This is a genomic window from Brevundimonas sp. (assembly GCF_965227765.1).
Lineage (GTDB): Bacteria > Pseudomonadota > Alphaproteobacteria > Caulobacterales > Caulobacteraceae > Brevundimonas.
Window position 1 is genome coordinate 736187 of the sequence record NZ_OZ245778.1, and the last position, 12330, is coordinate 748516.

Below are 12330 nucleotides of genomic sequence, written 5' to 3' on the forward strand. Positions count from 1 at the left end.
GCTGGCTAGGCCGTCAGCATCGCCCTGACCGCCTTGGCGAACCCTGCGCCCTTCGTCGGGTCGTTGTTCAGATAGAAGTCGGGTTCGATCAGCTCGGCCTCCATCAAGAGCCAGTGTCCGTCCGTGTCCGGCGCCATGTCGATGCGGGCGTAGAGCAGGGGCTCGTCGATGGCGGCGAGGACCTGTTCGGCCAGGGCCATGCAGGCGGCGGGCGGAGCGACGGTTTCGTAGGTTCCGCCGAACTGGACCTGGATGCGGAAGTCGCCGTTGACGGGGCGCTTGTTCACCGCATGGCTGAACCGGCCGCCAAAGAACAACAGGCTGGTTTCGCCCTCGGTCTCGATGGTCGCCAGATAGGGCTGGATCATCGCCGGGCCGGGCGGGGCGTCGATCACGGCCTGGCCGGGCGACAGGCGCAGGGTGCGGTAGGCGCCGGCCGAGACGGTCGGCTTGACCACCAGCTGGTCGGTACTGAACTGGGCGAAGGCGGCGTCCACGTCGGCCTGGCTCGGGGCGTTCGCCCAGACGGTGGGGGCGATGGGCACGCCCTTTTCGGCCAGTCGGCGCAGATAGGCCTTGTCGGAGTTCCAGCCCAGCACCGTCGCCGGATTGGCGATCTTCACCCCCGCCTCGGCCCACAGGGAAGTGGCCGCGATCCAGCGGGCATGGTCGCGGTGATAGCCCCAGACGATCAGGGGCAGGACCAGAGGATAGGCGGCCAGACGCCCGGCGTCGTCGGCGTGCTCGGTCCAGGGGGTGGCGTCGGCCTCGATCCCCTCCAGCGCCAGACAGGCCTGCAAACGCTCCAGTACGCCGGGCCACTGACCGGCATAGGAGGGATCGGCGGGGTCGGGGGTCAGGAGGGCGATACGGGTCATGGCAGGCTCATCTTGGGCGCTAAGGCTTGCGACGCGGTCGCTAGCTGTTCGAGCGCAGTCCCCTACAGCAGACGATCTGTCGAAACACATAAGCATATCCTTATGGATTTCCGGTGACGCACGCCGCCCGCTCGGCTAAGGGGCGATATGACCCAGAACTCTGCATCCGCCCGCTTCGACGTCTGCGCCGTCGGCAACGCCATCGTCGATGTGCTCAGCCCGTGCGACGACGCCTTCCTGAGCGGCCAGTCCCTGACGCCCGGTTCGATGCAGCTGGTCGATCAGGACCAGTCGGCCGCCCTGTACGCCGCCATGGCGCCGGGGGTCGAGGCCTCGGGCGGATCGGCGGGCAATACGGTGGCGGGCGTGGGATCGTTCGGCGGTCGCGCCGCCTATATTGGCAAGGTCGCGCCCGACACCCTGGGCAAGGTCTTCAGCCACGACATCCGCGCCTCGGGCGTGCATTTCGACACCGCCCCCCTGGTGGACGGCGCCGCCACCGGCGTCTGCATGATCAACGTCACCCCTGACGGCCAGCGCACCATGTGCACCTTCCTGGGCGCCGCCAACCAGCTGGGCGTCGAGGACATCGACGCGGACGTGATCGGCGACAGCGCCATCGTCTATCTGGAAGGCTATCTGTTCGATCCGGCCCCGGCCCGCGCCGCCTTCGAGGCCGCCGCCGCCGCCGCACACAAGGCCGGTCGCAAGGTCGCCATCACCCTGTCGGACACCTTCGTCGTCGCCCGCTGGCGGACCGAACTGCTGGAATTCATCGCCGCCTCGGCCGACATCGTCCTGGCCAACGAAGGCGAGCTGGCGGCCCTGTTCGAGGTCGAGGATTTCGACGCGGGCGCGGCCAAGCTGGCGGCCATGGTCGAGCTGGCGGCCATCACGCGCGGCGAGCACGGCTCGGTCATCCTGCGCGGCGACGAGCGGGTCTCGGTCGCCGCCTATCCGGTCGACAAGGTGGTCGATACCACGGGCGCCGGCGATCAGTATGCAGCGGGCTTCCTGCTGGGCGTGGCGCGCGGTTTGACGCTGGAGCAGTCTGGCAAGCTGGGCTCGCTGGCCGCGTCCGAGGTCATCGCCCACTGGGGCCCGCGCCCGGCGGTCAGCCTGTCGGACCTGGCCGAGCAGCACGGCCTGACGCTGAACGCCTGATGGCGAAGGCCTAGCGGGGCTTGAGCGTCACATAGATGGCGCCGTCGCCGCCATGGCGGCGGTGCGAGACCGCGAAGCCCGAGACCACGCTGCGCAGGGCCGGGGCCTGAAGCCATTCGTGGACCGAGGCGCGGATGACGCCGCCGCCCAGCCGTCCCTGGCCGGTGATCACCAGCACCGACCGCATCCCGCGCGCCTGACAGCCGCCCAGGAAGGCGCGCAGCTGATCCTCGGCCTCGAACCGGCCAAAGCCGTGGAGGTCGATGCGCGCCTCGATCGGATCACGCTCGCGCGACAGGCGTCTGTGGCGTCGGGGCTCAAGTTCCTCGGGCGGACGGCGGCCGGGGGTGCGGGGCGCCGGTTTGCTCGGCGAAGGGGGCGCGGCGATCGGCGTCGGGTTGGCGCGAGGGGTCGGACGCGGCGGCTTCGCTGAAGATTTCGGGGGCGAGGATTTCAGCGGGGCATCGACGGTCGCAACCGGATCCGCGATGGGCGCGCCGCCCAGGGTTCCCACGGGCGTGACGCGGGCGGCCTTGCGCGTCTTGGGCGGGGTGACGCTGCCGGACACGCGCGCCCAGATGCGGCGGTCGTCCGGCGTCAGGTCGCGAGGCCCCTTCTTCATGGCCCCTCTCCGTCAGGCCGCGTCGGCGTCGCCGCCCGACTGTTGCGGACCGGGTTCGTGGGCCAGCAGGTCGCCCGGCTGGCAGTCCAGCTCGCGGCACAGGGCGTCCAGCGTCGAGAAGCGGATGGCGCGCGCCTTGCCGGTCTTGAGGATCGACAGATTGGCCAGGGTGACGCCGACGCGGTCGGCCAGCTCGGTCAGCGACATGCGCCGTTCGAGCAGGATGCGGTCGAGCTGGATGCGGATGGCCATGAGGGGTCCTAGGGGGCGCCGACGGTCGCGGCGCGGGGGCTCTCTACTTCAGAGTCCGTGAAATAGGGAGAGGGCGACGGCAGGGCAGGTCTGTGCAGGGCAGGTCGTCTGTGCAGGGCTGTCATCAGATGGTCAGTTCAGACTCGCGGCGCAGCCGGGCGCCCTCGCGGAACACCTCGGCCAGGACAAAGACCACCAGAACCGAGAAGACGGGGGTCAGAAGCTCGCCCAGGCCCTGGCTGTTCATGATGCCGGGCGCCAGCCGGGCGGCGATCAGGCCCTGAGCCACCCAGACGCCGCCGGTGACGACGGCCAGGATGACGCCGATGGCGCGCAGGCGGCGCACATTGTCGGGCTGGAACGGGTCGCCCAGGGTCAGGCTGCGGAAGATCTTGCGCAGGTTGCTGAGGATCAGCAGGAAGCCGCCGAACCAGGCGGCCAGGGCGCCGACGCCAAACAGCAGCAGGGGGCGGGTCAGAGGCTGCTGACGCCCGCCGCCGGAATCCGAAACGGTGACGTTGAGATCAGTCAGGGGTACGAAGATGGCCGCCACGAAGCCAATCAGCAGAAGCAGGGTGACCACCACAAGCAGCCAGTAGGCTACGTCCAGGGCGATCTTCAGCAGGCTGGACACCGAGCCGGGACCGAGGGTGCGCACGGAGCCTTTCAACCGCGACAGCGGCAGGTCGGGCAGGCGTGGCCTGCTCAAGATCGACCGGGTCAGGTTGGGAAAGCGCATGAGAGGGGTCTGGGTGTCCAGGGCGGGGGGAGCAGAGATCCGGGTCGAAGCGGGCGCGATCGCCGCGCGGGATCCGGCGGATCCCGACGCGGTCTTACTTTTCGCGGTCTTCATGGGTCTCGTCAAAGCCTCTTGAACAGCGGATACCCGGTGGAGCGGTCGGAAAGCGGATTCCGGTCGATCCATCCTGCGCCGCAGGGCGCAGGAAAAGCAGAGGTAGGCGGTCTTAGAAGGCTTGGACGAGGATGGCGATCATGGCGGTCGGCAGGGCGGCCAGCATGGCGGCGTTGACGGCGAAGGTGCCGACTTTGTCCATGAAGAGCGAGGTGTTCATCGTGTTCATCTTGGTTCTCCTGAGTGCGGGTCGTTTTTTGCCCGCATTGTGTGGACGTGGGGTGAAGATTGCTCTGTTGGATCAATCTGTCGAACGGTACGTCCCCCGTTCGTGAGAACATAGATAGGCCTTGCCGCCGGTGGGGTCACGTTACTTATCGTTTAACGATATTAAACTTTGGCAATGGATTGTTACGGTCGCGTGTGGTGAGGAAATCATGAAGCTTATCAAGGGAATGCGGCTGGTCGTCGCCACTCATAACCCTGGCAAGGTGCCGGAGATCGCGGCCCTGCTGGGCGAAAGTTACGAACTCGTCACGGCGGGGCAGTTGAGTTTGCCCGAACCGGACGAAACCGAGACAACATTTGCCGGCAACGCCATGTTGAAGGCGCGCCATGCCGCACGGCTGTCGGGCGAGGTGTCGCTGGCCGACGATTCGGGCTTGTCGGTCGCGGCGCTGGACGGGGCTCCGGGCATATTCTCGGCGCGCTGGGCCGGGCCGGGCAAGGATTTCGCCCTGGCCATGCGAAAGGTCGAGGAACGGCTGGATGAGGTCGGGGCCAAGGACCGCCGCGCCTGGTTCACCTCGGCCCTGGCGGTGGCCTGGCCTGGCCAGGACGAGGGAGGGGGGCCCTGCGTCGTGGTGGAGGGCGAAATCCACGGCGACCTGAGCTTCCCGCCCCGCGGCGAACGGGGCTTTGGCTATGACCCCATCTTCCAGCCAGACGGCCACGCCCTGACCTTCGGCGAGATGGAGCCTGCGGCCAAGGACGCGATGAGCCACCGCGCCCGCGCCTTCGCCAAGCTGAGGGCCGCCCTGATTGACTGAGGCCGCCGCCATCCTACTGGCCGACCCCCTCGATCCAGGCTCCGACGTCGCGGTCTATCTGCACTGGCCCTACTGCGCTCGCATCTGCCCCTACTGCGACTTCAACGTGGTGCGGGACCGGGGGCGGGTCGAGGAACAGGCCGGGCTGGTCGCGGCCATGCTGGCGGACCTGGAAGCCCAGGCGGCCCTGATCGGGCCGCGCCGTCTGGCCTCCATCTTCCTGGGCGGGGGCACGCCATCCCTGATGGCGCCCGAGGCGGTGGCGGCCGTGATCGGGCAGATCGGGTCGCTGTTCCCCGCCGCCGGTCCCGTCGAGGTGACGCTGGAGGCCAATCCCACCGACGCCGAGGCGGGCCGGTTCGCCGCCCTGCGCGACGCTGGGGTCAACCGCCTGTCCCTGGGGGTGCAGTCGCTGGACGACGAGGCCCTGAGGTTCCTGGGGCGCAATCATTCGGCCGATGAGGCGAGGCGGGCCATCGCCCTGGCCGGCGCCGCCTTCGACCGGCTGTCGATCGACCTGATCTACGCCCGGCCGGGCCAGTCGGTCGCCGACTGGACCCAGGAACTGCGGACCGCCGTCGACCTGGGTTTCGAGCACGTCTCGCCCTATCAACTGACGCTGGAGGCGACGACGGCCTTCGGGCGGGCCCTGGCGCGCGGGACCCTGGTTCCGCCCGACGAGGACCTGGCGGCGGCCCTGTATGAGACGACCCAGACCGTGCTGAGCGAGGCGGGTTTCGAGGCCTATGAGGTGTCGAACCATGCGCGCGGGATCGCGGCCCGCTCGGCCCACAATATCCACGTCTGGCGCGGCGGCGACTATCTGGGTGTCGGGCCGGGGGCGCACGGACGGTTGACGCTGGACGGAGTGAGGACGGCGACCGTCGCGCACCGCAGGATCGGCGACTATGTGGCGGGCGTCGCGGGCGGTTCGCCCTGGGCCGAGGAAGATCGACTGGATGATGCGGGCGCCGCCGAGGAACGTCTGCTGCTGGGTCTTCGCACCGTCGAGGGCGCGCCGATGGCGGCGGTCGAGGCTCTGGGAATCGAATCGCGCGTGGCGGGGTTGGCCGAAGATGGATTCGTGACCGTCGCGGGCGGTCGGGTGGTCGCGACCGTGACGGGACGGCCGGTGCTGGATGCGGTGCTGAAGGTCTTGCTGACGTGATCAATCCTCCCCCGTCGGGGGAGGTGGCGCGGCGGGCCTTCGCGCTGTGACGGAGGGGGCTCAAGGCGAATTCGGGCCTGGATTCAGCCCCCTCCACCGCTTCGCGGTCTGCCTCCCCCGATGGGGGAGGATTGTTAGTTGGGGGCTGCACTGGCACGGTCCGCGCGATGTCCGAGTCTGCTCACGAACCTTCGCCCTTTCCCCCCACCGCCCCGCCGCCCAGGCGGGTTTCGCCGGGGCTGTATCTGGTCGCCACCCCGATCGGGAACCTGCGCGACATGACGCTGAGGGCGCTGGATGTGCTGGCCGCCGCCGACCTGGTGCTGGCCGAGGACACGCGCGTCACCGCCAAGCTGCTGGCCGCCTATGGCCTGAAGGCCAAGCTGGAACGCTGCGACGACCACGCCTCGGCCCGCGCCGCCGAGATCGCCATCGAACGGGTGCGCGAGGGTCAGGTGGTGGCCCTGGTGTCGGACGCCGGGACGCCCGTGATCTCGGACCCCGGCTTCGTCGTCGCCCGCGCCTTCATCGCCGCCGACCTGCCCGTCCATCCCGTGCCCGGCGCCTCCAGCCTGCTGGCGGCCCTGTGCATCGCCGGCCAGCCCTCGGACCGGTTCCTGTTCGCCGGTTTCCTGCCGCCCAAGTCGGGCGCCCGAAAGACCATGCTGGAAGAGGTGCGGGCGGCGCGTCAGACCCTGGTCTTCTTCGAAAGCGGACCGCGTCTGGCGGCCAGTCTTGCCGATATGGCGCAGGTGCTGGGGCCGCGCCCCGCCGCCGTCACCCGCGAACTGACCAAGCTCTATGAGGAGGCGATCCGCGGCACCCTGGCCGAACTGGCCGTCGATCCGCGCTGCGACGGGCCCAAGGGCGAGATCGTCATCGTCATCGGCCCCGGAGAGGTCCAGGTCGCCTCGGCCGCCGACGCCGACGCCGCCCTGCTGGAGGCCCTGGCCCGCCTGCCGACGGGCGAGGCGGCGTCCGAGGTGGCCCAGGCGCTCGACCTGCCCAGAAAGCCCCTCTATCGCCGCGCGCTGGAACTGCAGGGCCGGGGGTGAAGCCGCCCGGCGTCCGTTCCGCCAGGATCAGGGCGCCCAAACCGGCTCCGCGGATAAAATCGGCTTGGCGTCAGGCCCTGGGCGGGCGGGCGCATCGCGACGGCCACCGCTCGGAATGGGTCGCGGCCCTGTGGCTGATGCTGCGCGGCTATCAGATCCTGGGCTTCCGGCTGAAGAGCCCGGCGGGAGAGATCGACATCCTGGCCCGGCGCGGTCGGGTGCTGGCCGTGGTCGAGGTCAAACGCCGCCAGAGCCTGGACGCCGCGCGCATGGCCGTCACAGATATCCAGTACGAAAGACTGCTCGCCGCCGGTCGGCAGGTGTTGCGCGGACGACCCAGCTTGGCCGGGCATGAATTGAGAATCGATATGGTGGCGCTGGCTAATGGCGGATTTCCCCGGCACATTCGCGGAATAGGGCCAAAAAGGGGCGGACTTCGGTGACGCGCGACGAGGCGGAAACAGTGCTGGAGGAGGCGGGTCAGGCGGACGACGCCGACTTTCCGCTGCTCGAAGCCGCCATCGCCTGCGCCATCCACGACTATCCGTTCCGCGACCCCGAGCCGGTGCGCACCCTGGCCAGGAACGCCGCCGAACGGCTGGCCGAGCGGATCGGCGGCGAGAGCCCCGACGACGCCCTGACCGAGACCATGGCCGCCGATCTGAGGCTGAACGGCGACCTGCTGCGCTATGACGACCCGGCCAATACCGACATCATCGAGGTGGCCGAGCGCAGGCGCGGCCTGTCGGCGGCCTTGGCCGTCTTCTATCTGGACGCGGCCAAGCGGGCAGGGGTGGAGGCGCGGGGCGTCGATTTCCCCAACCACTTCCTGCTGCGGGTCGAGACGCCGGCCGGGCCGGTGGCGCTGGATCCGTTCAGCCAGGGACGGCTGGTGATGCCGTCCGAACTGAGCCGCCGGGCGCTGAGGGCCGGACTGACGCCGCACGTCGCCGACCGGCTGGATCTGTTGATGGCGCCGGTCAGCGATCGCCAGGCCCTGATCCGGTTGCAGAACGTCCTGTTTAGCCGCGCCATCCGGGCCGAGGATTTCCAGAGCGCCGAGCGCTCGGCCGTGCGCCGCGCCCTGCTGGACCCCGAGGATCACCGCCCCTGGCTGGACGTCGCCGCCGCCCGCGAGAAGCAGGGGGCCCTCAATGGCGCCCTGGAAGCCCTGATGAAGGCCCGTATCGTCGGCGGCCAGGACATGGTGGTTCAGCCTGCGGCGATGGATCGGCTGAGGATGAGGCTGAACTAGAGGGGTTGGGGAGTAGGGATTAGGGCCTAGGGAAAGCCCGTCCTTTCTGCCCCTAATCCCTGATTCCTGGGGCCTAACCCCCGCGTTGGCGCAGCCGACGCCCTTGCGCCCGCCCCCGCGCCGACCCATTACCCAAGCTCCACAAGGCGCAAGGTTCACAGCATGCTCAAGGTCGCGATCCAGATGGACCCCGTCGAAGGGGTCGATATCGAGGTCGATACGACCTGGCTGATGATGATGACGGCGCAGGAACGGGGTCACCAGCAGTGGGTCTATGACTTCCGCACCCTGGCGCTGGAGGAGGGCCGTCTGTTCTGCCGCGCCCGTCCGGTGACGCTGAAGCATGTCGCGGGCGACCATGTGACGTTCGGCGACTGGGTGAAGCTGGACCTGGCCAAGGACATCGACGTCATCCTGATGCGTCAGGATCCGCCCTTCGACATGGCCTATGTCACCGCCACCTACATGCTGGAGACGGTCCATCCCCAGACCCTGGTGGTCAATGATCCGGCCGAGGTGCGTTCGGCGCCCGAAAAGCTGATGGTCACGGCCTTCCCCGGCCTGCAGCCGCCGACCCTGATCACCTCGGACCCCATCGCCCTGAGCGCCTTCCACAAGGAGCACGGCGACGTGGTTCTGAAGCCCCTGCACGGCAATGGCGGGTCGGGCGTCATCAAGTTGCGCGCCGACGACCCCAACCTGGACGCCCTGATCGAGATCCATCAGGGCGCGTCGCGCGATCCCCTGGTGATCCAGAAATTCATCCCGGCGGTGTCCAAGGGCGACAAGCGCATCATCCTGATCGACGGCGAGCCGGTGGGCGCCATCAACCGGGTGCCGGCGGCGGGGGCGGTGCGGTCCAACCTGCACGTCGGGGGTACGGCCATGCCGGTCGAGCTGACGCCGCGCGATCTGGAAATCTGCAAGGCCATCGGCCCGACGCTGAAGGCCAAGGGGCTGATCTTTGTCGGCATCGACGTGATCGGCGACTATCTGACCGAGATCAACGTCACCTCGCCTACGGGCGCCCAGCAGTTGAAGGCCTTCACCGGCATCGACGCCACCGCCCTCATGTGGGACGTGATCGAGGCCAAGCGCGCGGCGGCGGCCTAAGTTTAGGGGGCATCATCCCAAAGCCCGTCATCCTCGCCCTTGTGGCGAGGATCCAGAGACACCGCTGCTTCCGGTGAAACTCGCTGGCTAAGCGAGGATGGCCTCTATCGGAGGGACCGGGAGTCTGGATCCTCGGGACAAGCCCGAGGATGACGGAAGAAAGGGGTGACGGGGTTGGTTTGAGCCCTAAGCCGTCAGGAAGCCCCGGATCACGCGCGCATAGACCCGCGACAGGGCCTCCAGCTCGGCGACCGGAACCCGCTCGTCGAACTGGTGCATGGTCTGGCCGACGAGACCCAGTTCCAGCACCGGCACAGGTTGCGGATAAAGCGGGCGTCAGAGGTGCCGCCGGTGGTCGAGGCCTCAGGGCGGCGACCCAACTCGGCCTCGACGGCGTCCTGAACCGCCGTGACGAAGGGGCCGTGCGGGGTCAGGAAGGCCTCGCCCGAACACATGTGATCCAGCGTGATCTGCAGTCCGGTCTCGGCCTGGACGCGGCCCGCCTCACGGTTCAGCCAGTCGATCAGGCCGTCGCCGGTCTGGGTCGGGTTGAAGCGGATGTTGAGCCTGGCCTTGGCCTCGGCGGCGATGACATTGGTCGCCGGATTGGCGATGTCGATCGTGGTGATCTCGAGGTTCGACGGCTGGAAGGCCTCATAGCCCTCGTCCAGCACATGGGCGTCCAGGGCTGCCAGCAGGCGCACCAGAACGGGAGCCGGATTGGCGGCGCGGTCGGGATAGGCGACGTGGCCCTGTTTGCCATGGACGGTGATCCAGGTGTTCAGCGAGCCGCGGCGGCCGATCTTGATCATGTCGCCCAGATGCATCTGGGACGAGGGTTCGCCGACCACGCAGGCGTCGATGACCTCGCCCTCGGCCGCCAGGGTCTCGACCACCCGCTTGGTGCCGTGCAGCGCCGGGCCTTCCTCGTCGCCGGTGATAAGGAAGGAGAGGGAGCCGTTCGGTTCGCCCCCCTCTTCAGCATGGGCGGCCAGCACCGCCGATGCCGCCGCGACCCAGGCGGCGATGCCCCCCTTCATGTCCACCGCGCCCCGACCATAGAGAACGCCGTCGCGGACCTCGGCGTTGAAGGGCTCGGCCGACCAGCCCTCGGCGGCGCCGGTCGGGACCACGTCGGTATGGCCAGCGAAACACAGGTTGGGCGAGGCCGTACCGCGCCGGGCATAGAGGTTTTCGATCCGCGCATGGGACGGGCCGCCGTCGGCGGGGCCCTCGAACGGCATGCGGCGGCAGGTGAAGCCCAGCTCGGTCAGGACGGTTTCCAGCAGGTCCATGGCGCCCGCGTCGACCGGGGTGACGGAGGGTCGGCGGATCAGATTCTGCGTCAGTTCGACAGGATCGATCACGGGAGTTGATGCGCGGCTCATGGCGCTATGCTTTAGGGAGGTTACGCGCCTGCGAAAAGCCGTCGGCGCGACTTGAGGCCCATGACCGATTCTCCCGAGACGCCCCAGCCGATCACGCCGTCAGTCGCCAAGGCGGCGATGGACGCACACGGGACCAGCCCCTGGGGGCTGAGAGATTTCAAACTGCTGTGGCTCGGGCGGGTGCTGGCCGTGCTGGCCATCCAGATCCAGTCCTCGGCCCTGTTGTGGCAGGTCTATGAGATCGCCCGGCGCGACCACCCGGTCGCCGAGGCCAGCCTGTATCTGGGGCTGGTTGGGCTGTGTCAGTTCCTGCCGCTGCTGGCCTTCACCCTGCCCGCCGGGGCCATGGCCGACCGCCGCGACCGCAAGCATACGGTGACCCTGTCCATCTTCGTCGAGGGCTCGTGCGCCCTGGCCTTCCTGGCCATGGCCTGGGCCCACGACCAGAACGGCTGGATCCCGCCCCTGTGGGCCCTGCTGTCCGTCGCCGCCGTGTTCGGCGCGGCGCGCGCCTTCCTGGCCCCGGCCAGCCAGGCCTTCTTGCCGATGGTGGTGGGACGCAAGGCCCTGCCGTCGGCCATCGCGGCCCAGTCCATCGCCTTCCAGACCGGGGCCATCGCCGGACCGGCTCTGGGCGGCCTCATCGTTGGGCGGGCCGTGCCCCTGGCCTATGCCTCGGCCCTGGCCCTGTTCATCCTGGCCGCGGCCTGTTTCCTGCTGATCCGCACCAACGGCAAGCCGGTGTTCAAGGACGACGGCGTCTCGCCCGTGGCCCTGGTCAAGGAAGGCCTGGGCTATGTCTGGCGCACCAAGATCGTGCTGGGCGCCATCTCGCTGGACCTGGTGGTGGTGCTGCTGGCGGGCGTGGCCCTGCTGACGCCGATCTTCGCGCGCGACATCCTGCATGTGGGGCCGGAAGGGTTCGGCCTGCTGCGGGCCTCGTTCGGCGTGGGCGCCCTGCTGGTCGCGCTCTATCTGAGCCGCTTCCCCATCGTGAAGCACGGCGGGCGCTGGATGTTCGCGGCGGTGGCGGTGTTCGGCCTGTGCACCCTGACCTTCGGCCTGTCCAAGATCGTCTGGCTGAGTGCGTTTGCCCTGTTCATCGGCGGCGGCGCGGACATGATCAGCGTCAACATCCGCCAGACCCTGATCCAGCTGGCCACGCCCGATCACATGCGCGGGCGGGTGTCGTCGGTGTCCATGTTGTTCATCGGCGCCTCCAACGAGCTGGGCGAGGCCTATTCCGGCGTCATGGTCCGGCTGCTGTCGCCCATCGGGGCTGCGGTGTTCGGCGGCATCGGCGCCCTGGCCGCGACGGGCATCTGGGGCAAGATGTTCCCCGACCTGAGGAAGGCCGACCGGCTGAGCTGAAACTGTCTCCTCCCTGTCGCCGCTTGGCGATGGGGAGGGGGACCACGAAGTGGTGGAGGGGGTCTTGGCCCCCCAGTGATGGGATCCGCTTCAAGAACCCCTCCGTCTCGTCGGCCAAGCGGCCTCCGATCCACCTCCCCATCGCCAAGCGGCGACAGGGAG

Annotated in this window: 12 protein-coding genes and 1 pseudogene; 8 read left to right on the top strand and 5 right to left on the bottom strand. The window is 68.9% G+C overall.

Annotated features, from left to right (window positions below):
* Positions 1-5 precede the first annotated feature (5 nt).
* Positions 6-878 carry an ATP-grasp domain-containing protein gene (locus tag ACO05L_RS03650; protein WP_421730815.1) on the bottom strand — a complete coding sequence of 291 codons (873 nt, stop codon included), beginning with the start codon at positions 876-878 and terminating at the stop codon, positions 6-8.
* Between the two features lie 147 nt (positions 879-1025).
* On the opposite strand from ACO05L_RS03650, the gene ACO05L_RS03655 reads away from it, so the two are divergent.
* The gene (locus ACO05L_RS03655; RefSeq protein ID WP_421730816.1) at positions 1026-2042 is read left to right on the top strand and encodes an adenosine kinase; all 1017 of its coding nucleotides are present in this window, start codon (positions 1026-1028) and stop codon (positions 2040-2042) included.
* A 10-nt stretch (positions 2043-2052) separates the two neighbouring features.
* Here ACO05L_RS03655 and ACO05L_RS03660 read toward each other — a convergent pair whose 3' ends face one another.
* From ACO05L_RS03660 to ACO05L_RS03670, 3 genes are all read right to left on the bottom strand, one after another.
* Positions 2053-2664, bottom strand: coding sequence for a Smr/MutS family protein (locus ACO05L_RS03660; RefSeq protein ID WP_421730817.1), 612 nt, complete (start codon positions 2662-2664; stop codon positions 2053-2055).
* A gap of 12 nt (positions 2665-2676) precedes the next feature.
* Positions 2677-2916, bottom strand: a complete 240-nt coding sequence (locus ACO05L_RS03665; RefSeq protein ID WP_421730818.1) for a helix-turn-helix domain-containing protein — start codon at positions 2914-2916, stop codon at positions 2677-2679.
* A gap of 124 nt (positions 2917-3040) precedes the next feature.
* A complete protein-coding gene (locus ACO05L_RS03670) occupies positions 3041-3574 on the bottom strand; it encodes a DUF2975 domain-containing protein (RefSeq protein ID WP_421731625.1) in 534 nt (177 codons plus the stop codon).
* A gap of 632 nt (positions 3575-4206) precedes the next feature.
* On the opposite strand from ACO05L_RS03670, the gene rdgB reads away from it, so the two are divergent.
* From rdgB to gshB, 6 genes are all read left to right on the top strand, one after another.
* The gene (rdgB, locus tag ACO05L_RS03675) at positions 4207-4818 is read left to right on the top strand and encodes an RdgB/HAM1 family non-canonical purine NTP pyrophosphatase (protein WP_421730819.1); all 612 of its coding nucleotides are present in this window, start codon (positions 4207-4209) and stop codon (positions 4816-4818) included.
* A complete protein-coding gene (gene hemW / locus ACO05L_RS03680; protein WP_421730820.1) occupies positions 4811-5986 on the top strand; it encodes a radical SAM family heme chaperone HemW in 1176 nt (391 codons plus the stop codon). Before rdgB ends, hemW begins: the two co-directional genes overlap by 8 nt.
* Positions 5987-6153: 167 nt before the next feature.
* Positions 6154-7041, top strand: a complete 888-nt coding sequence (rsmI, locus tag ACO05L_RS03685; protein WP_421730821.1) for a 16S rRNA (cytidine(1402)-2'-O)-methyltransferase — start codon at positions 6154-6156, stop codon at positions 7039-7041.
* A 53-nt stretch (positions 7042-7094) separates the two neighbouring features.
* Positions 7095-7484, top strand: a complete 390-nt coding sequence (locus ACO05L_RS03690) for a YraN family protein (protein ID WP_421731626.1) — start codon at positions 7095-7097, stop codon at positions 7482-7484.
* On the top strand, positions 7481-8296 hold the full coding sequence (locus ACO05L_RS03695) for a SirB1 family protein (RefSeq protein ID WP_421730822.1): 816 nt from the start codon (positions 7481-7483) through the stop codon (positions 8294-8296). Before ACO05L_RS03690 ends, ACO05L_RS03695 begins: the two co-directional genes overlap by 4 nt.
* A gap of 162 nt (positions 8297-8458) precedes the next feature.
* Positions 8459-9409: a glutathione synthase gene (gene gshB, locus ACO05L_RS03700; RefSeq protein ID WP_421730823.1), complete on the top strand. Its 951-nt coding sequence runs from the start codon at positions 8459-8461 to the stop codon at positions 9407-9409.
* A gap of 186 nt (positions 9410-9595) precedes the next feature.
* Here gshB and dapE read toward each other — a convergent pair.
* Positions 9596-10797 (bottom strand): annotated as a pseudogene (gene dapE, locus ACO05L_RS03705) (succinyl-diaminopimelate desuccinylase).
* A 60-nt stretch (positions 10798-10857) separates the two neighbouring features.
* Here dapE and ACO05L_RS03710 point away from each other — a divergent pair.
* The gene (locus tag ACO05L_RS03710) at positions 10858-12168 is read left to right on the top strand and encodes an MFS transporter (protein ID WP_421730824.1); all 1311 of its coding nucleotides are present in this window, start codon (positions 10858-10860) and stop codon (positions 12166-12168) included.
* Positions 12169-12330: the final 162 nt, after the last annotated feature.